General features: G+C 66.7%; 16 protein-coding genes. 9 read left to right on the top strand and 7 right to left on the bottom strand.

Features of this window, described 5'->3' with window-relative positions; all coding sequences use genetic code 11:
• Positions 1–71 precede the first annotated feature (71 nt).
• The 3 genes from ACW179_RS03230 (at position 72) to ACW179_RS03240 (ending at position 3,902) form a co-directional block, all read left to right on the top strand.
• Positions 72–2,189 (top strand): M13 family metallopeptidase, encoded by a 2,118-nt coding sequence (locus ACW179_RS03230; protein WP_492062869.1) that lies wholly within the window; start codon positions 72–74, stop codon positions 2,187–2,189.
• Between the two features lie 151 nt (positions 2,190–2,340).
• On the top strand, positions 2,341–2,703 hold the full coding sequence (locus ACW179_RS03235) for a BlaI/MecI/CopY family transcriptional regulator (RefSeq protein WP_492062870.1): 363 nt from the start codon (positions 2,341–2,343) through the stop codon (positions 2,701–2,703).
• Positions 2,700–3,902 carry a TonB family protein gene (locus ACW179_RS03240; RefSeq protein WP_492062871.1) on the top strand — a complete coding sequence of 401 codons (1,203 nt, stop codon included), beginning with the start codon at positions 2,700–2,702 and terminating at the stop codon, positions 3,900–3,902. Before ACW179_RS03235 ends, ACW179_RS03240 begins: the two co-directional genes overlap by 4 nt.
• A gap of 98 nt (positions 3,903–4,000) precedes the next feature.
• On the opposite strand, the gene ACW179_RS03245 is transcribed toward ACW179_RS03240, so the two are convergent.
• The 5 genes from ACW179_RS03245 to hisS form a co-directional block, all read right to left on the bottom strand.
• Positions 4,001–4,489 carry a hypothetical protein gene (locus tag ACW179_RS03245; protein WP_492062872.1) on the bottom strand — a complete coding sequence of 163 codons (489 nt, stop codon included), beginning with the start codon at positions 4,487–4,489 and terminating at the stop codon, positions 4,001–4,003.
• Between the two features lie 46 nt (positions 4,490–4,535).
• Positions 4,536–5,543, bottom strand: coding sequence for a glycoside hydrolase family 5 protein (locus tag ACW179_RS03250; RefSeq protein ID WP_492062873.1), 1,008 nt, complete (start codon positions 5,541–5,543; stop codon positions 4,536–4,538).
• Positions 5,544–6,007: 464 nt separating this feature from the next.
• Positions 6,008–6,970 carry an ATP phosphoribosyltransferase gene (gene hisG, locus ACW179_RS03255; protein ID WP_492062874.1) on the bottom strand — a complete coding sequence of 321 codons (963 nt, stop codon included), beginning with the start codon at positions 6,968–6,970 and terminating at the stop codon, positions 6,008–6,010.
• Positions 6,967–8,112, bottom strand: a complete 1,146-nt coding sequence (locus ACW179_RS03260; protein WP_492062875.1) for an ATP phosphoribosyltransferase regulatory subunit — start codon at positions 8,110–8,112, stop codon at positions 6,967–6,969. Before ACW179_RS03260 ends, hisG begins: the two co-directional genes overlap by 4 nt.
• The gene (hisS, locus tag ACW179_RS03265; protein ID WP_492062876.1) at positions 8,109–9,602 is read right to left on the bottom strand and encodes a histidine--tRNA ligase; all 1,494 of its coding nucleotides are present in this window, start codon (positions 9,600–9,602) and stop codon (positions 8,109–8,111) included. The genes ACW179_RS03260 and hisS overlap by 4 nt, the downstream gene beginning before the upstream one ends.
• Positions 9,603–9,959: 357 nt before the next feature.
• Here hisS and ACW179_RS03270 point away from each other — a divergent pair, with 357 nt between their 5' ends.
• The 6 genes from ACW179_RS03270 (at position 9,960) to ACW179_RS03295 (ending at position 16,028) form a co-directional block, all read left to right on the top strand.
• On the top strand, positions 9,960–10,916 hold the full coding sequence (locus ACW179_RS03270) for a DUF4062 domain-containing protein (RefSeq protein ID WP_492062877.1): 957 nt from the start codon (positions 9,960–9,962) through the stop codon (positions 10,914–10,916).
• Between the two features lie 1,226 nt (positions 10,917–12,142).
• The gene (locus tag ACW179_RS03275) at positions 12,143–12,355 is read left to right on the top strand and encodes a hypothetical protein (protein ID WP_492062878.1); all 213 of its coding nucleotides are present in this window, start codon (positions 12,143–12,145) and stop codon (positions 12,353–12,355) included.
• A 234-nt stretch (positions 12,356–12,589) separates the two neighbouring features.
• Positions 12,590–13,798 (top strand): dual-specificity RNA methyltransferase RlmN, encoded by a 1,209-nt coding sequence (rlmN, locus tag ACW179_RS03280; RefSeq protein ID WP_492062879.1) that lies wholly within the window; start codon positions 12,590–12,592, stop codon positions 13,796–13,798.
• A 220-nt stretch (positions 13,799–14,018) separates the two neighbouring features.
• On the top strand, positions 14,019–14,447 hold the full coding sequence (locus ACW179_RS03285) for a DUF350 domain-containing protein (protein WP_492062880.1): 429 nt from the start codon (positions 14,019–14,021) through the stop codon (positions 14,445–14,447).
• A 25-nt stretch (positions 14,448–14,472) separates the two neighbouring features.
• Positions 14,473–15,303, top strand: coding sequence for a S1 family peptidase (locus ACW179_RS03290; protein WP_492062881.1), 831 nt, complete (start codon positions 14,473–14,475; stop codon positions 15,301–15,303).
• A gap of 92 nt (positions 15,304–15,395) precedes the next feature.
• Positions 15,396–16,028, top strand: coding sequence for an SPFH domain-containing protein (locus tag ACW179_RS03295; protein ID WP_492062882.1), 633 nt, complete (start codon positions 15,396–15,398; stop codon positions 16,026–16,028).
• On the opposite strand, the gene ACW179_RS03300 is transcribed toward ACW179_RS03295, so the two are convergent.
• Together ACW179_RS03300 and ACW179_RS03305 are read right to left on the bottom strand one after the other, a co-directional pair.
• Positions 16,025–17,725 (bottom strand): AmpG family muropeptide MFS transporter, encoded by a 1,701-nt coding sequence (locus ACW179_RS03300; RefSeq protein ID WP_492062883.1) that lies wholly within the window; start codon positions 17,723–17,725, stop codon positions 16,025–16,027. The genes ACW179_RS03295 and ACW179_RS03300 overlap by 4 nt on opposite strands.
• A 35-nt stretch (positions 17,726–17,760) precedes the next feature.
• Positions 17,761–19,311: a response regulator gene (locus ACW179_RS03305; RefSeq protein ID WP_492062884.1), complete on the bottom strand. Its 1,551-nt coding sequence runs from the start codon at positions 19,309–19,311 to the stop codon at positions 17,761–17,763.
• Between the last annotated feature and the right edge of the window lie 10 nt (positions 19,312–19,321).

Raw genomic sequence — 19,321 nt, forward strand, 5'->3', positions numbered from 1 at the left:
ATTTGTAAGGGAGCGTTTTTTCCACCGCGAGGCAGATTGCGGCCAGCTCACACCAACGGATGCCCATTTCCATGAAACGAGTCTGGTTCGCAGCTGCCGCCGTCGCGGCGCTGTCCCTTTCCGCCTTCGGCGCGCAAGCCGACGACAAGCACCAGTGCCTGGACGAACTGTGTACGATCCAGGCCCTGTTTTCGGCCCCCGCTGAAGGCGCCGCCGCCGAAACCGCGACGCTCGAGTCGCCCCGCTATGGAACCTGGGGTTTCGACCTCTCGGGCATGGACACGTCGGTCAAGCCCGGCACGGACTTCTACAAGTTCGCCAATGGCGCCTGGGATGCCAGAACGGCGATTCCGTCGGATCGCACCCGCTATGGCAATTTCGACAAGCTGGCGGAACTGTCCGAGGCCCGCACCCGCGCCATAATCGAGGCCGCCGCCGCCAACACCGCCGCGACGGGCGATACCGCCAAGGTCGGTGCCGCCTACCGCGCCTTCATGAACGAGGCCGCCATCGAGGCGCTCGATGCCAAGCCGATCGCGCCCTATCTGGCCCAGATCAAGGCGGTCAAGACCAAGGCCGACTTCACGGCCCTGATGGGCAAGAGCAGCACCACACCCTTTGCCAGCCTGATCGGGGCGGGCATCCAGACCGACGCCAAGAACCCCAAGGCCTATGCGGTCTATGTCGGCACGGGCGGAACCTCGCTGCCGGATCGCGACTACTATCTCGACCCCAAGTTCGCCGACAAGAAGGCGGCCTATCTGGCCTATGTCGAAAAGATGCTGACCATGGCCGGCTGGGACAAGCCCGCTGAAAGCGCCAAGGCCGTCGTCGATTTCGAGACCCTGCTGGCCGAAGCCACCTGGACCCGCGCCGAGCGCCGCGACCGCGACAAGACCTATAATCCCGCCACCCTGGCCGAGCTTCAGACCCTGACGCCGGGCTATGACTGGAACCGCTATCTGGCGACCTCGGAACTGCCCAAGGTCGACCGGTTCATCGTCACGACCAACACCTCGTTCCCGAAATACGCCAAGATCTATTCCGAAACCCCGCTGGACACCCTCAAGGCCTGGCAGGCCTTCAAGGTCACCGATGACTCGGCCTCGCTGCTGTCCAAGCGCTTCGTCGACGCCAATTTCGAATTCCGGGCCAAGACCCTGTCGGGCCAGCCCGAGCAGCGCCCCCGCTGGAAGCGCGGCGTCAGCGCCGTCAACGGCATGCTGGGCGAAGCGGTCGGCAAGGACTATGTCGCCGCCTACTTCCCGCCCGAGTCCAAGGCCAAGATGCTGGACCTGGTGGCCAATATCCGCTCGTCGATGAAGGTGCGGATCGACAATCTCGACTGGATGAGCGCCCCGACCAAGGTCATGGCCCAGGACAAGCTGGCCAAGTTCACCGTCAAGATCGGCTATCCCGACGTCTGGGAAGACTATTCCAAGCTCGAGATCAAGGATGACGATGCCTTCGGCAACGCCCAGCGGGTCGGCGTCTGGTCCTGGCGCAAGGATGTCGAGCGCCTGTTCAAGCCGGTCGACAAGACCGAGTGGGGCATGACCCCGCAGACGGTCAACGCCTACTACAACTCGGTCAATAACGAGATCGTCTTCCCGGCCGCCATCCTGCAGGCCCCGTTCTTCCATCCGGACGCGGATCCGGCCGTCAACTATGGCGGCATCGGCGGCGTGATCGGCCACGAGATCGGTCACGGCTTCGACGACCAGGGCCGCAAGTCCGACGGCGACGGCGTGCTGCGTGACTGGTGGACGGCGGAAGACGCCGCCAAGTTCAAGGCCCAGGCCGACCGCCTGGGGGCCCAGTACGGCGCCTTCGAACCCCTGCCCGGCATGAAGCTGAACGGCGCCCTGACCATGGGCGAGAACATCGGCGACATGGGCGGCCTGGCCTTTGGCCTGGATGCCTATCACGCCTCGCTGGGCGGCAAGCCCGCGCCGGTGCTGGACGGCTTTACCGGCGACCAGCGCGTCTATCTGGGCTGGGCCCAGGTGTGGCGCGGCAAGCAGCGGGACGAGGCCCTCAAGCAGCAGATCATCGCCGGTCCCCACTCGCCGGGCTACTACCGCGTCAACGGCACCATTCGGAACATGGAAGGCTGGTACAAGGCCTACGACATCAAGCCGGGCGACCCGCTGTATGTCGCGCCGGAAGATCGCGTGAAGATCTGGTAGTCGCCAGACACCACAGCTGAAACGCACGAAGGGCCGCCGGGAAACCGGCGGCCCTTTTTGCTGGCCCGGGGAGCGGTCGCGAGCCCCGGTTGACGTCGGCGATGACAAGTGTCAACGTCAGTTCGTTGACAACTGTCATCGAGGGCAGACCATGAAGATCAGCGCGGCCGAAAGCGTGGTGATGGAGGCGTTGTGGCGAGAAAGCCCGCGAACCTCCGAGTCGATCATGTCCGAGGTCAGCGGGCCTCAGGACTGGACCGAGGGCACCGTGAAAGTGCTGATCAGCCGCCTGGTCAAGAAGAAGGCCGTCGCGGCCAAGGCCGATGGCCGGCGTTATCTGTACACCCCGCTGCTCAGCCGCCAGGCCTATGTGCAATCCGAAAGCCAGGGCCTGCTGGACCGGCTGTTCGACGGCCGGCTGGCGCCGCTGGTCATGCACTTTTCGGACGGCGACAAGCTGAGCGACGAGGACGTCGCGGCGCTGAAGGCCCTGGTCGACAGGATCGGCAAATGAGCGCGGCGCTGCTCTCCACCCTCGCCGCCGCCAACCTGGCCCTGGCCGGCGGCGTACTGGCGACCCTGGCCTTGCGCGGCCCTGTGCGGCGCCGGTTCGGCGCCGGGCCCGCCTATCTGTTGTGGCTGACCCCGCCACTCTGCGCCCTGGCCTCCCTGATCCCCGCGCCCCCGGCGGCGCCCGCCCTGGCACCGATCGTCATCGTCGCCGGCCGGGCGGTCCGCGCGGCCTCGCCCGAGGCCCTGACGACGCCGACGGTCCTGGCGTTGATCGCGCTGGCCTGGGCCGCTGGCGCATTGCTGAGCGCCCTGATGTTCGCCGTGCGTCAGGTCCGCTTCACGCGCTCACTGGGCCGTCTGTCGCCGCATCCCGACGATCCGGCGCTGCTGCGGGGCGAGCACCAGGGCGCTGGTCCGATGGTGCTGGCCGCGCCCTGGCCGCGCATCGTCACGCCCGCCGACTTCGACGCCCGTTTCCAGGGCGAGGCGCGCGACCTGGTCCTCGCCCATGAGCGTGTCCACCTGGCGCGGGGTGACGCCCTGATCAACGCGCTCGCCGTCGCCCTGCAGTGCCTGTGCTGGTTCAATCCGCTGGTCCATCTGGGCGCCCACCGCCTGCGCCTGGATCAGGAAATGGCCTGCGACGAGGCCGTGCTGGCCCAGCGTCCTGAAGCTCGGCGGCTCTATGCCGAGACCCTGCTCGACACCCTGCTGGCTCCCCGCGTCGTTCCGTTCGGCTGCCATTGGCCGGCCGGCGGCGCTCATCCCCTGAAGGAGAGACTCATGATGCTGAACATTCCCGCGCGAAGCCCGGCGCGCCGCCTTGCAGGACTGGGACTGGTCTGCGCGGTCAGCCTGCTCGGCGGCTGTGCGGTCTGGAACGCCCAGCCCTCGCCGGCGGTCCAGATCGTCAAGCCTGACTGGGCAGTTAAGCCCACCGGTGCCGACATGGCCCGCTTCTACCCTGCCTCGGCCCAGGCTGCGAACGCTGGCGGCCGTGCGACCCTGGATTGCCGGGTCACGCCCGAAGGGCGGCTGGCCAAGTGCAAGGTCCTGAGCGAAAGCCCCGGTGGCCACGGCTTCGGGACGGCCGCCCTGCAATTGGCGGAGATCTTCCAAATGCGTCCCAAGACATTGGACGGAAAGCCCGTCTCCGGCGGAACCGTCACCATTCCGATCCTGTTCGCGCCCAAGGCCTGAAACCAGACGGAAACAAACGACCTGGGGACCGCCGGTCATCCGGCGGTCCCTGCCTGTGTTTCGGCGCCGCGAGGGGATGCGCGGCGCCGGGGCCTCGCCTATTCCAGCTGCACCTTGGTCACGTAATAGGGTTTCACGGCCTCGGCCTGGGCTTGCCAGGCGAAGCCGTCGACGGTCTGGTTGTCGGCGCCGATATCCTTCAGCGGCACCTCGACCACGGCCCAGGTCTTGAGCTTGGGCTGGAAGACGAAAGGCTTTTCCACCAGCTTGCCGCCGACCGACGCCTTGACCATGATCGTCTGGCCGCCGTCGACGCCGCCATTGACATAGAAGGTCAGCTTGCTGAACCCGGCGGTCGACATCGGCGCATGGTGCAGCAGCAGGGCGCTCCAGGGGCCGCCTTCAACCTTGATCGGCTTGACCGAACCGGCCGGCGCCGCCAGCTGGACCGTCGCCCAGCTCCAGTTCTGCCAGTCGTTCTGCAGGCCGTCATCATACAGGACCAGCGGCTTGACCTGCGCCTGTGCCTGCCCGGCCACTGCGGCCAGCGACAGCCCCGCCATCACGCCACGACGTGTCAGTTTCATCTTTCTCCTCCCAGGGATTATCAATGCGTTTTCCGGGCGACGATGATCAGCCGCCGGATTTTCCAAGCAGGGCGTCGCGGATCGGCGTGACCCAGACCCGCTTCTGCTCGTCCCAGACCCCGAAACCGCCGTCCCAGTACCAGTAGGCGCGGGCAAAGCCGCGGCGGTCGGCGGCGTCGGCCACGGCCTTGGTCCAACGAGCCCGGTCCTCGAGCTTGCCGTGCAGGTTATAGGCCCCGAACTCGCCCAGCAGGATCGGCCGGTCCTGCGCCTTGGCCCAAGCGCTGACCTTGTCGAAATCGGTCTCGATGGCCGCGATCTCGGCCGGCTGGCCCAGCCAGCGCACGCCGCTGCGCTTCTCCATCTCCGGCCCGGCCCAGCTGGCCCCCTGGTGGGTGAAGTCGAACGGGCTGTAATAGTGGAAGGTCGCAATCAGGTGGCGATCCGCCTCAGGCAGCTTGAGATTGGGCAGCTCCGCCAGGTTATTCCAGCCGACCGGCCCGACGATCAGGTTGCGGGTGGGGTTGGTCTTGCGAACGATGCCGATCAGGTCCGGCAGCCAGCCGTTCCAGATCACCGCATCGATCTTGCCATGCGGCTCGTTCAGCAGTTCGAACACCACCTTGTCGGATGCGCCCTGATAGCGCTCGGACAGTTCGTACCAGGTATTGGCCAGCTTGACGGCGCAGGCATCGACATCGGCCGCGCAGGCCTCGAAGTCATGCTCGTCAATGATGACGGTAAAGCCCTGGGCCTCGGCCTCGGCGATGACGGCATCGAGGCGCTTGAGCCAGGCCGGATCCAGACGCCCCTCGGCGCTGAGAAACGGGAAGGTGAAGACCGCGATCCGGGCCGTGGTGAAGCCCGCCTCGCGCGCCAGGCGGAAGTCCTCCTTCAGCCGGAAGGTCGTCGGCTCGCCGCGCCAGTAGGGATCATAGCCGCCGAGGATATTGATGCCCGGCCCCATCGCCGCGACCTGAGCCCTGGCAGAGATCTCGGCCCGGGCCGGGGTCGCCGGCACAAGGCCGGCCAGAGCCAGAAGCCAGAGGCTCACAAGCCATGCACGCCCCATACCGTTTCCCCCGCTCGCCTTTACTGGATGCGGCAGACAGCAGCATCCGGGACCGCTCGTGGCGGCTCCGGATTAAAGAAACCATTTTTTGTTTATGTCGGCAACGCCCTCGGGATCGTCGGCGCTAATTTTTGATGACTTCGTCAATTTTGGAAGCCAGGGCCCAGATACACCAAACCCGCCGCGGGGGATAATCGCGACGGGCTGGCTATTTTCTCGATCATTCGATCTAGGCGGGCGTTTCCTCCCCGAAACGCCGAAGAGATTGAGCACTCTGTTGGGCTCGTTTGTCTCTTGCATCCCGTAGAAACGTCAAAATCGTGGCGCTGTCAACGACACAAAGCCCATTTCCGCAAAGGGTTCCGCTCTTTTTGACGAAAGCGACGTAGTTTGGACGCCCGGGTCAAACTTATCAGTGATCTCTCAGGCTATTTTTGACGCAATAGTCAAATATTACCATTCAGGCGAGCGGCCAAGGCGTCCAGAACCTTCGAGCGGGATTCGAAAACATAGTCGGGACGCGAGACGGTCACCGGCTCGACCCCGGCCTGGGCCAGGGCGGCGGCGGCGTCGAACAGATCACCCGTCGCCAGCAGGGCCCCGTTGGCCCGGCGCGAGCCACCCCTGGCCACGAAGCCGGCGACGGCGGCCTGGGCGGTCTCGTCCTGCTCGGCCGGCCAGACCAGGGTGGCGAGCGTCCGCGCCCGGCCCTTGGCCTCGACCACCGCCAGCAGCCTTTGCAGGGCGCCCAGCTGCTCGTCAGACCAGTCGGCGATCAAGGATGCGGTCAGCTGGGCCTGGCTTTTCAGGATCACCCCGTCGGACAGGATCTTCAGGCCGTTGGCGGCCAGGGTGGCGCCGGTCGTGGTGATGTCGACGACCAGTTCGGCCGCGCCTGCGGCGGGGGCCCCCTCGGTGGCGCCGCTGCTCTCGACGATGCGGTAGTCGGCCACCCCGTGGCGGGCGAAGAAGGCCCGGGTCTGGGTGACATACTTGGTCGCCACCCGCAGGCGGCGGCCGGTGCGGGCCAGGTGAGCGTGACCCACCTCGTCGATATCGGCCATGGTGTCGACGTCCAGCCAGCTCTTGGGGGCTGTGACCACCAGATCGGCGCGACCAAAGCCCAGGGCGCGCAGCAGCATTACCCGGCTGTCCATGTCGTCGCCGCGCTCGCGCAGCAAATCCTCGCCCGTGACGCCCAAGTGCAGCTCGCCCGCATCGAGGCCGGCGGCGATGTCGCCGGCCGACAGCAGGCGCACCGACACGCCGGGCAGGCCCGATAGCTCAGCGCTATAGCCGCGCGCGCCGCCGGTCATCTCCAGCTTGAAGCCGCACTCGGCCAGCCAGGCCTCGACCTGGTCTTTCAGGCGGCCCTTGGAGGGGATGGCAAAGATCATCTGAGCCGTCATTCGCCCGCTCCCGCATAGGCTCGCGCCGGGCGGACCATGCAGCCCACCGCGCCTGTCTGTCGTTCAGCGCTCACCCTCTCCGGATTGAGCCGCGTCGGCAGGCCGTCATAGCGACCGCCGGCCGCCACCGGACGGTCATCGCCCAGGGCCGCGCTGCGGGCCTCGAACAGGAAGCCGTCATAATAGCCAAAGGCCCGGCCAAACGCGGCGGCCAGGGTCATGCGATCCTCCGGCACGCCACGCGCCACCAGACCGGCCAGGCGCGTGCGCCAGCCGTCCAGAGCCGCGTCCAAGGCCGCGCGCTGCGGGCCGGCCAGGGCGGCGATGGCGTCCAGGGCTGCGCCCGGACGATCGCTGATGGCCAGGAAGGCCCGCACGGCGTCGGCCTGCTCCGTCGTCAGACGACCGGCCCCGGCGGCTTGCGCGCGCTCGACCAGCCGGTGGGCGATCTCGGCCGGGCGACGCCCGCCGACCGGCTCGATGCCCGCCAGCGACCACAGCTCCTGCAACACCGCCGAGGCCTCGCCCTCGGGCAGGCCGGCCAGCAGCGTGGCAATCTTGCTTTGCCCATCGCCCGAAACCTCGACCCCGCCCTCAAGCTCAGCCTTCAACTGGCGCGGCCGGGTGAAGGCGCGCTTGAGCCGGGCGGCCAGGGGGGCGGGCAGGTCGAGGCTGTCGACGAAGGCCCCGAACAAACCGACGTCGCCCAGCATCAGGCTCAGATCGTCGCGCCCCCCGGCGCAGACCGAAGCCCAGGCCAGGGCGGCGATCTCGGCGTCGGCGGCCACGGGGTCGCCGGCTTCATAGGCCTCGATGCCGATCTGCAGGAACTCCTCGGCCCGGTCGCTGCCCCGCGGGGCGACGCGGAAGGCCTTGCCGTCATAGAGATAGCGCCCGGACGCCGCGCCGCTGTCCAGGTGGACGCGGGCGATGGCCACGGTGAAGTCGGGCCTAAGGCACGCCTCCTCCCCCGCATCGCCCGAGACCACGAACAATCGCGAGCGCATGGCCTCGCCGGTCAGGTCCAGCAGCAGGCCCAGAGGCTGAAGCACCGGTGCGTCGGTCAGCACGGCCCCGGCGGCGGCGAAGGGGGCGCGGATGGCCTCCAGCGCAGCGGCGGGAATGGAACGCTCAAGTCTCATTGGCCACCTGAAAGGATCTTGCGGACAGCGGCCACCAGCTCGCCGCGCGGCAGGGTCTGCTGGCCCGGACGCTCGGCCTTCCAGGCGGCGTTGTCGGCCACCCCGGCGGCCAGTTCGCGACCCAGGTCCAGATCCTTGATCGTCACCGTGCCGGCCGCGATCTCGTCGCCGCCCAGCATGATGGCGGCCGGAGCCATGCGGCGGTCGGCATATTTCATCTGCGGCCGCATGCCCGAGGTTCCCAGATAGACCTCGGCGGCGATCCCCGCATTGCGGAGTTCCGAGGCCACCGCGAAATACTCGCCCATGTGGGCCTGGTCGAAATTGATGATCACCACAGGCCCGCGCGCCGTGCCGCCCGGCTCGCGCCCGGCCGCCCGCAGGGCCGCCGCCAGCCGCGACACGCCGAACGAGAAGCCCGTGGCCGGTACCGGCTGGCCGGTGAACCGCGCGATCAGGTCGTCATAGCGCCCGCCGCCGCCGATTGAGCCGAACGAGACCTTGTTGCCCTTCTCGTCGAGGGTGGACAGCAGCAGCTCGGCCTCGAACACCGCGCCGGTGTAGTATTCCAGCCCGCGCACGATCGAGGGCTCAAACATCGCCTGGTCGTCGGCCACGCCCAGGCTGGTCAGGGCCGCGTCGATCAAGGACAGCTCCTTCAGCCCCTCGTCGCCCTCGGCCGAACCGCCGATGACATTGGCCAGATTGGCCAGGGTCGCCGCCCGGCCACCGGCTCCGGCTTGAACGAAGTCGACCACCGCATCGACGGCCTTGCCGACCAGACCCGCGCCCTTGGTGAAGGCGCCGCTCTCGTCCAGACGCCCCTCGCCCAGCAGCAGCCGCACGCCCTCGACGCCCAGCCGGTCCAGCTTGTCGACGGCGCGCAGCACGGCCAGCTTCTGGCCGCCCGTCTCGACCCCGGCGGCGGTCAGCAGGCCATTGAGCAGCTTGCGGTTATTGATCCTCAGCACGGCCGAGCCGCGCGGCAGACCCGCCGCCTCCAGCCCCGCCACGGCCATGGCGATGATCTCGGCGTCGGCCTCGGGCCGGGCCGAGCCCACAGTGTCGGCGTCGCACTGGATAAACTCGCGGAAGCGGCCGGGGCCGGGCTTCTCATTGCGCCACACCGGCCCATAGGCATAGCGGCGGAACGGCTTGGCCAGGGTCTCCCAGTTCTGGGCCGCAAACCGCGCCAGGGGCGCGGTCAGGTCATAGCGCAGGGCCATCCATTGGTCGTCGTCGTCCTGCAAAGCAAAAACGCCCTCATTGGGACGGTCGCTGTCGGGCAGGAACTTGCCCAGGGCGTCGGCATATTCAAAGGCCCCGGTGTCCAGCGCCTCAAAGCCGTGCCGCTCATAGACCGCCGACACCGCCTCCAGGATGGCGCGCTCGGCGCGCAGGTCACGGGCCCGCTTGTCGGCAAAGCCACGCGGGGCGCGGGCTTCGGGGCGGAAGGTCTGGGTTTCGGAGGTCGTGGAAGAGTCGGGCATCGTCGGTCCTTAGGCAATCAAGGCTTCGACGGATGGCGCTTGGCTCAAGCCCCATCCGCTAGGCGGGGCTCAGGCAGGGGGCTGGCTGTTTAGAGCGAGCGGACCCGGCCGATCCCGCGAGGCGAGGTCGGATGGTGGTGGCGGCCGTGATGGTGCGGCGTGCGGGTCATCGGCGGGGGCTATAGCCTAGCGGGGCGGGCGGGGGAAGGGGTGAGGGCGTGAGGGAGGCCAGCGTTGGTGCAGACTACAAGGATCACCATGGCTCTGCCGCAGAGAAGTTGCAGTCAATAAAGATTCGCCAAAAACGCGACTTGAAGTTAAACTTGAGGCGACCTCAGCAACGAACGAGTGACTCGCTTGGCAAAGAAAAAGCTCCAAGTTTTTGTATCGAGCACCTTTACTGACCTCATTGAAGAGAGGCAGGCAGCCGTCGCGGCCATCCTCAAGGCGGGCCACATACCGGCCGGCATGGAATTATTCAAGTCTAGCGATAAATCTCAGATGGAAACCATCAAGAGATGGATAGATGAATCAGACGTTTACATGCTCATACTGGGCGGACGGTATGGATCAATAGATGCCGCAAGCGGCATGAGCTACACAGAGCTCGAATATGATTATGCTGCGCAAGAGGGAAAACCTCTATTTTCCGTCGTTATTGATAGCGATTACCTTGAAGGTAAAATACGAAAATTTGGATCATCAGTTACAGAAAGCGAAAATCCCAAAGAATTAAAAGCTTTTAGAGAAAAGGTTCTATCAAATATATCGTCATTTTTTTCCGACCTGAAAGACATCAAACTTTGCGTTCACGAGGTGATGTCTGAATTCAACAACGACGCGAAATTGACCGGATGGATTTCTGGCTCTGAGTTGGCAGAAGTGAGCTCCCTCCAAGAGGAGAACCGAAAGTTACGCGAGGAAAATGCTAGGCTTTTATCACTACCACCGGCGGTAAAGCAGCAAAGATCGGGAAAAACAAACAACGCACGAGAACCGGATTTTGAAGAAATAATAAAACTTATGAAATCCGTTCAGGTTGAGATGCCCACGAGCAATGACGACGATCAGACTGAGATCATTTCCCTTTATAATGTAACAAATATATATAGAGACGCTTTAGTAAATGGAATTCAAAATACTTATAATATGTCTAAAATGAGTAGATACATTTACTTTACGATCGCTCCGAAGTTACAAGTTTATGGAATAGTAGATAGTGAAAAGGTAAATGGAAATATAAGGAGAGTATTTATGAACGATTTCGGAAAGAGATTACTTTTGGAAATGGAGAAGATATCTTCAAGCGAGTAGCAGGTGTTCGCCCCAGATGCATCCAATTCGCGGAGATTTTCTCTTGCTAGGGGGTGGAAGGCAGTGCCTCAGTTTTCGAGAAGCCCCCTCCGCCGAAGGGAAACCCCTCCTTAAATCCCACGGCGAGACGATCGCGGGTCTGGTCAGGTCACTCAAGGACGGCCCTGCGGGCCGCCGCCTCGCGGCGACGCGAGAGCGTCGTCCTTGACTGACCTGTCCAGACCCGCACGCTGCAGCCTCCAAGGGATTTAAGGATGGCTCCGACCTGGGGCGGTCGGGGCGAGGGCGGGAAACCCTCTCTCATAGAGAGAGGGAGGGGCCCGCCGCGAAGCGGTGGGAGGGTGAGAGGTTTCACCGCTGGCCGGCAAACCCCTTGCGCGGAAAGCCTTCAAGGATCGGGTCAGGGCTATGCGTGTAGCGTCGGCGACGTCGTGCCGGCGCTTCGTTCGGTGAGGGTGTACCCTCTCACCCTCCCACCGCCTGCGGCGGCGGGCCCCTCCCTCTCTCCATGAGAGAGGGGTTCCGGGTGCGGGCGGCAAATGGGTGGGGAGCCCCCCAATCCCCGTTCTCGCACGGGCATACACCCTTCCCGCCCCCAGCCAATTCAACGCCTTAACCGCCGCACCCAGCGTCACGATGGAAAATCGACGCAGCCCCCCTGTGAACTACCCCCATACTAGGCCTCGCCCCGCCTCCGGGGAGGACGTCCAGCTGGCGATCTGACGAGGGGGTGGGGGCGGTCGAGCGGGTAGCGCCCCCGGCCGTCGTTTCAGGGCCCGGCGGGGTCTGGCGGAGCGGAACGGTCCCTGCGGGAGACTGACCGTGTTGAAGCCAGGCCCGGACCGCCGGGAGCCCCCTGGGCGACGCCCGACGATGCGCGCCAGGCGCGGGCTGAAATCGCCCGCGCGGTCCGGATCGGGGGTCGCCTCCTGGTCCGCCCGCCGGAGGCCTAACGTCGGGAGCGGGTTAAAACCCCGCGCCCCGAGGGCTTTCGTCCACCGGCCGCGCGGAGCGCCCGTACGTGTCGAAACGGTATTCTCCAATCCATCCTCCGGGCGCGCCCGGACGCTCCGCCGCCTCCCCACCCCCGCCGGGCCTTCGTCCGGCGGTCGTCGCGAACCCGTGCCTGAAGGCCGGGCGCGCGTCGGCCTCCCCTTAACCTTCGGAGTTCCAGGACCGTGAGCAAGCACAGAGAACCCCCGCCCCCGACGGGAAGCGACAAGACGGTGATCCCTTTCCCCGGCAACGAGGCCATGTCGCCCCAGCGCCTCAGGGCCGAACTGGACGCGCTGAAACGCGCGGCCGACGCCGAGTTCATGCTGCGGCTCGAGTACAAAGCGTTGCTGTCCAGCCTTGACGACGTCGAACGCCTGCCGCCGGTGCCCGACGATTGGCGGGCTCGCGTGCAACAGCGCGCCGGGCCGGACGAAACGGACTAGCCCCGCCCGTCGCGGGGCAGCAGGGCTATCGCCTGTAACGCATTGGCGCTCTAGCCCCTGAAAACGTTCCGGAAATCTGCCTTCCTGGGCACAAGGCTCAGGAAGACAGGAATTTTCCGGCCAGCACAGGCGACAGCCCGCCCCCACGGCCGGGGCGGCGTTTTTGGAGAAAGCCCCGGCCTCTGCTATATCCTCCCCTCGATCCTCACACATCTCATGCCCCCGGACCGCCCCTTGAGCGTCACCCTCGATCTGTCGCGTATTTCCAGCCCCGGCGCTGCTCCGGCTGCCAAGCCGCTGGTCAACCTGTCGGGCCTGACCCGCGCCCAGCTGACGGCGGCCCTGGTCGAGTCGGGCGCGGCCGAGCACGGCAAGGCCAGGATGCGGGCCACCCAGGTGTTCCGCTGGATGCACCATCGCGGCGTCACCGACTTTGCCCTGATGACCGACGTGGCCAAGGAAACCCGGGCGCGGCTGGCGCAGGCCTTCACCATCGCCCGGCCTGAAGTGGTCGAGCGGCAGGTGTCCAAGGACGGCACCCGCAAGTGGCTGATCCGCATGGGCCCGGGCATCGAGGTCGAGACCGTCTATATTCCCTCGGTCGGCCGCTCGGGCGCCCTGTGTGTGTCCAGCCAGGTGGGCTGCACGCTCAATTGCAGCTTCTGCCACACCGGCACCCAGGCCCTGGTGCGCAACCTGACCGCCGCCGAGATCGTGGCCCAGGTGCAGATCGCCAAGGACGATCTGGCCGAATGGCCTTCGGACAAGGACGACCGGCTGCTGAGCAACATCGTCTTCATGGGCATGGGCGAGCCGCTCTACAATCTGGGCCAGGTGGCCGACGCCATCGAGATCATCAGCGACAATGAGGGCATCGGCATTTCGCGGCGGCGGATCACCGTCTCGACCTCGGGCGTCGTGCCGCAATTGCAGGCCCTGGGTGAGACGACCCAGGCCATGCTGGCCATCAGCCTGCACGCCACCAACGACGCCCTGCGCGACGTGCTGGTGCCGCTGAACAAGAAATATCCGCTCGACCAGCTGATCGCCGGCATCCGCGCCTATCCCGGTATCAGCAACGCCCGGCGGGTGACGTTCGAATATGTAATGCTCAAGGGCGTCAATGACAGCCCGGCCGAGGCCCGCGCTCTCGTCAAGCTGATCAAGGGCATCCCGGCCAAGATCAACCTGATCCCGTTCAATCCCTGGCCGGGCAGCGACTATCAGTGCTCGGACTGGGCGGCCATCGAGGCCTTCGCCGCCATCGTCAACAAGGCCGGCTATTCCTCGCCGATCCGCACCCCGCGCGGCCGCGACATCCTCGCCGCCTGCGGCCAGCTGAAGAGCGAGAGCGAAAAGGTCCGGGCCAGCGCGCTGCGCAAGCTGTCGATGGCGGCGATGGCCGGCGTGCTGGATGATGAGGACGACGAGGGGGCGGAATAGAGATCCTCCCCTCCTGGGGGAGGTGGCCCGAAGGGCCGGAGGGGGCTAGCTGGGCGCGGGCCGCGAAGACCCCCTCAGTCACTGAGTTCATCCTCGGGCCGGCCTAAGGCCGGACCCGGGGAACAGCTCCCCCAGAGGGGGAGCATCTGCCCCCTACGCAAGCCTTGCCCACCCGTGTTAGTGATTCCAACCTGTACACGCCCCGGGGGTTATCGCGTTCATGCCGTCCCAGCTTCAGTCGCCCGAGGTTCAGGCCTTCGCCACCGGCTTCCCCGTCACCCTGATGCATGCCGGGGTTACGCTGATCATGCTGATCATCGGCACGGCGCTCTATGCGATGCTGACCCCGCACCGCGAGATCAAGCTGATCCGCGAGGGCAATTCAGCCGCCGCCCTGTCGCTGGGCGGCGTGATGGTGGGCCTGGCCATTCCGCTGGCGGTGTCGCTGATGGCCTCGACCTCGGTGATCGAAATCGTCATCTGGGGCGCGGCGACCATCGCCGTGCAACTGCTGGTGTTCCGCGTCACCGACATGGTGCTGCAGGGCCTGCCCGAGCGCATCCATGAGGGCGAGGTCGCCGCCGCCGCCCTGCTGGTCGGGGCCAAGCTGGCCACCGCCCTGATCCTCGCCGCCGCCGTGGCGGGCTGATCGGGAAAGGCGAGGGCGAAGTCCCGTGCATTTCCCCAAGCTTCCCGACTGGCTGGTCTATGCCGTCGCCGTCAGCGCCCTGCTGGTGGTCGCGGTCGGCCGGCAGGAGCGCTCCGACGCCCCCACCCCGCCGCCGCCGGTGCCGGGCGAAGAGGGCCTGCCCCTGGGCCCGGCCTCGCCGTTCGATCCCGCCATCGTGGTGCAGGTGCCCGACAAGGCCGAGCCGGGCTCGGGCACAGCCTTCTCGATCAGTGATGACGGCACCTGGCTGACGGCCCGCCACGTGGTCGACGGCTGCAAGTCCGCCGCCATCGTCGTGGCTGACGGACGGGGCGTGGCGGCCAAGATCACCATCGACCCACGCGCCGACGCGGCCATCCTGACCACCGAGGGCGGGGCACCGTCGGTGCCGCTGGGCCTCAGCGAGCCCCTGCGGCGCGGGGCGCGGGCCTATCATCCGGGCTTCCCCCAGGGCCATCCGGGCGAGGCCGCCTCACGCCTGCTGGGTCGCGAGACCCTTGTCGTGCGGGGACGCGGGGCGCGCACCGAGCCGGTGCTGGTCTGGGCCGAGGTGGGTCGCACCGACAGCCTCAAGGGCACGCTGGCGGGCCTCTCGGGCGCTCCGGCCCTCGACAGCGCCGGCCGGGTGATCGGCGTCACCGTGGCCGAAAGCCCGCGCCGGGGCCGCATCTACACCACCGCCCCCGAGACCTTGAAGACCCTGCTGGGTCCCTCCCGCCGCCGCGGCGCCGACATCGCCATGGGCGAATCGATCACCACCGAGAACTACGGCCGCGTCGCCGACGGCCTGCGCCGCGACCTGCGGGTGGCCCAGGTGGTTTGCCTGAGGGTTTAGAGCGCGCTTTGGAGCAAAGAATGAAGACGCTTACGATCTTGGCTTGCGCCGCCACCTTTGCGCTTTCGGGCTGCGACCGGGCGATCTCTAACATGCAGACCCTGGTGTCCGACGATTGTGGCGTCTCTTGGCAGCTTATCGCCCCCGGCGATGCCGTTCCGGCTCGGGTGGGCGTCTGTGCCCTCAAGGTGACCGTGCCGAACTACCCGATGACAGGAGAGGCGGGGTTTCGCACCGCCTTCGCCAACAAGGTGCTGGTCAATGTCTCGGTCGGCTATGAATACACCATCATCGACGCCAAGAAATTCCTGCTTGAGGCCCGCTACCTCGGCCGTCAGAACTCGGATGGCGACGGCAAGGAAAACAGCGTCGGCAACTACGAGAGCGCCGAGAACACCATCATCGACCGCCGCATCCGCGAGGCAACCTCGGGGATGTTGCTATCGCAGGACATTGTCGATTTTGACCAGGGGCGATTTGAAGACGTGCTGCTGACCGAGGTCAACAAGCGGTTGGGTCAGCGAGGCGTTGAACTGGCCTCAATCGCCTTTGTGGTCACTCCAGACAATCAGACCCGCCAAGCCATGGATGTCGCCTCCGCGCGACGAATCTACAAATCAGTCGGCATTGAAGAGTTGGGAGACCGGATCATCGTGGCGCGGTCCGGTGCGGCGCAGCAGACCGTGACGGTCGGCCCAGCCTCCAAGACGCCCGAGGGCAATTAGGCTGGAGATTTTTCCGTCTCCGCCCGCTGCTCAATCTCCCCCTGCCGCGCCGCCACCAGGAACGACAGCGCAATTGCCACCACCCCGATCAGGGCGGTGTAGAGGAAAAACGCCGTATAGCCCGCCGCCATGGCCGGGGCGCTGACGCCCAGCTTGGCCCCGGCAGCGGTGAAGCTTTCGGGTGGCAGGCGGGTGAACAGGCCCTTCAGCGTGCCGATGGGGCCGCCGGCTTCGGCCGCGATGGCTGAAGCCTCGACGATCCGGCCCGACTGCGAGGCGATCAGCTTGCCCGGCAGCGCGTAGAGCGACGAGAACAGCGCATACTGCGTCGCCGTGAACCCCGCCGTGGTCAGGCTGGACATGTAGGCGATCAGGGCCGTGCCCGCGACGCCGCCGGCGATATTGTCGATACAGATAGCCGCAAACAGCACGCCGGTATTGTGGCCGCTCATGGCCAGCCAGGCGAAGACCAGGTTGCTGATCGGCTGGGCGAAGGCCCCGACGATCAGGGCCTTCATCAGGCCAAACCGCGCCACCACCACACCGCCCAGGAACACCCCGGCCATCGAGGCGATGATCCCGAACACCTTGCGGATCTCGGCGATCTCGGTCAGCGAAAAACCCATGTCGCGATAGAACGGGTTCATGATGTTGAGCACGAAGTCCGACACCCGATAGACGCAGATGGTCGCCAGGATCAGGCCAGCAACACCCGAAAAGCGGGTCAGGAAATCCTTGAGCGGCGAATAGAGCGCGGTCGACAGATAGACGCCGGGCTTGGTCGGAACCTTGGGGATCGGCCAGGCGGCGACCACGATGACGGCCAGACCCGCCAGCACGCCGGCCAGTTGCAGCCAGATGCCGTTGGGCTTGGCCTTCCAGGCCGCCTCCAGTGCCTCGCCACCCGCGAACTTCGACAACAGGCTGGCGTCGCCCGACAGGCCGGACCCGACCAGTAGGGCGCCGATCAGCAGGATGCCAAGTCGCACCAGCCACTCGCCGATCTCCAGCGCCTTGGGCTGGTTGACGCCTTCGGTATGGATGGGACGGACGGCGTGAGCGACCTCGCGCGGGGCCAGCAGGGTGGAGATCACGCCCACCGACATGATCGCGGCCATGGCGAGATAGGAGATGTTCCAGCCGAACCGCTCCGCCAGCAGCAGTGGCACCGCGCCAGCCATGATCATCGCGCCGCGATAGCCCCACTGGACGGCGACCGCCATCTGGCCCTGGCGTTCGGTGTCGACCACCTCGATCCGCCAGGCGTCGATGACGATGTCCTGACTGGCCGTGGCGAAGCCGACGACCACGGCCACGGCGGCCATCAGGGGGAGATTGGCGGCAGGGTTGATCCCCGAGATCAGCAACAGGCCCGCGATGATCACCGCTTGGCACACCAGCATCCAGGCCCGGCGGTGGCCGACCAGCCTGTGCAGAACCGGCACCTTGGTGCGGTCGATCAGGGGGGCCCACAGGAACTTGAACGAGAACGACAGGGTCGCCAGGCTGAAGAAGCCGATCACCGCCAGCGACAGCCCCGCATCGCGCAGCCATAGCGACAGGGTGTCGAAGATCAGCATGTAGGGTAGGCCCGAGCTGAACCCCAGGCCCAGCATCACCAGGCTGCGACGCTCGCCGAAAAAGGCCAGGGTCTGCAGAAGCGATTTCTTCTGCGGCGCGTCGGGCTGGTCGGTCATGCGGCGGCGGTCCCCCTTGGCGGGGAAAAGCCCGCCTAGCCGGCGACCTTGGCGCGCGTCGGGGTTTTCGTCCAGCCGGAGGCGGCTGCGCCCTGGGTGGCCTGAGGACCTGTCCAGCGGGTCAGCACATCGCGCAGCGAGCCGTGGGTCAGGGGCTTGACCAGGAAGTCGTCCATGCCGGCCGCCAGACAGGCGCGGCGGTCCTCGTCGAAAGCGTCGGCGGTCAGGGCGACGATGGGCGCGACCACGCCCTTGGCGCGTAGGGCCTGAGCCGCTTCGATACCGCTCATGCCGGGCATGCGCAGGTCCATCAGGATCAGGTCATAATTGTCGCTGGAAAGGGCCGCCAGGGCCTGGTCGCCGGCCGCCACGCGGTCGACCTTGCAGCCCTCGCGCTCCAGCAGGGTGCGGGCCAGCAGGGCGTTGATCGGATTGTCTTCAGCCAGCAGCACCCGCACGCCAGGCGCGGCGGCCAGGGCGATGCGGTCATCTTCGGCCGGGCGCTCGGCGGGAGCCGCCGGGCTATGAGCCGTCGCCTGCAGCACCTGGGCGACAATGGAGGCGGCCCGCAGGGGTTTGATCAGATAGCCGCTGAAGCCGGCGGCCCGCAGGCGCTCGATCCGGCCGCGCTGGTCGGGGGTCAGCAGCACCACGGCGCGGCGACCGGCCGGCGGTCGCAGGGTGCGGCGCGGGCTGGCCAGGGCGGCGTCGATCAGCAGCACGGCGTCCAGCGGCGCGGCGGCGACCACCCCCGCGACGTCATCGGCCACATAGGCTCGGCCGCCGGCGGCCTGGATCTGTCGACTGGTGGCGGCGCGGACAATGGCGTTGGGCGAGGCCACGGCGACGGCGCGACCGGCCAGGGAACGGTCCTGCGTGGGAAGGAATACGGCCTCAAACGGGGCTTCGAACCAGAAATCAGCGCCCTGCCCCACGGCGCCCTCGACCCCGGCTTCGCCGTTCATGGCGCGAGCCAAGCGGGCCACGATGGCAAGGCCCAGGCCCGCTCCGCCCAACTGGGTGCGGTGCGAGGCGTCGGTCTGGACGAAGGCCTGGAAGATCTTGGCGCGGGCCTCGGGCGCGACCCCCGGCCCGGTATCGGTGACGGTGAAGCGCACGCGGCCGGCCTCAATCACGCTGGCCGACAGCAAGACGCCGCCCACATCGGTGAACTTCACGGCGTTGCCGGCATAGTTCAGCAGGATCTGCCGCAGACGGCCCTCGTCGGCCAGGATCACCGGCACGTCCTGGGCGACGGCCCACGCGATCTCGATGCCCTTTTCATGGGCGCGCGGGCTCATCAGTTCGGACACCTGGCGCAGCAGGTCGCCCACATCCACCGGCGTGGGGCTCAGTTCGATGGCGGTGGCGCCGAGGCGCGCGAAGTCCAGCACGTCATTGACCAGGGCCAGCAGGTGGTCGCCGCTTTCGCGCAGGGCGTTGACATAGGCGCGCTGCTCGCCGGTCAGGCGCGTGCCTTCCAGCAGGCGGGCCATGCCCAGCACGCCGTTCAGCGGGGTGCGAAACTCATGGCTCAGCGTGGCCAGTTGCTCGGGCGTGACACCCGTTGGGCGCGAATTTGTCATGCGAGCATCC

Source organism: Caulobacter sp. AVps18, from assembly GCF_058681425.1.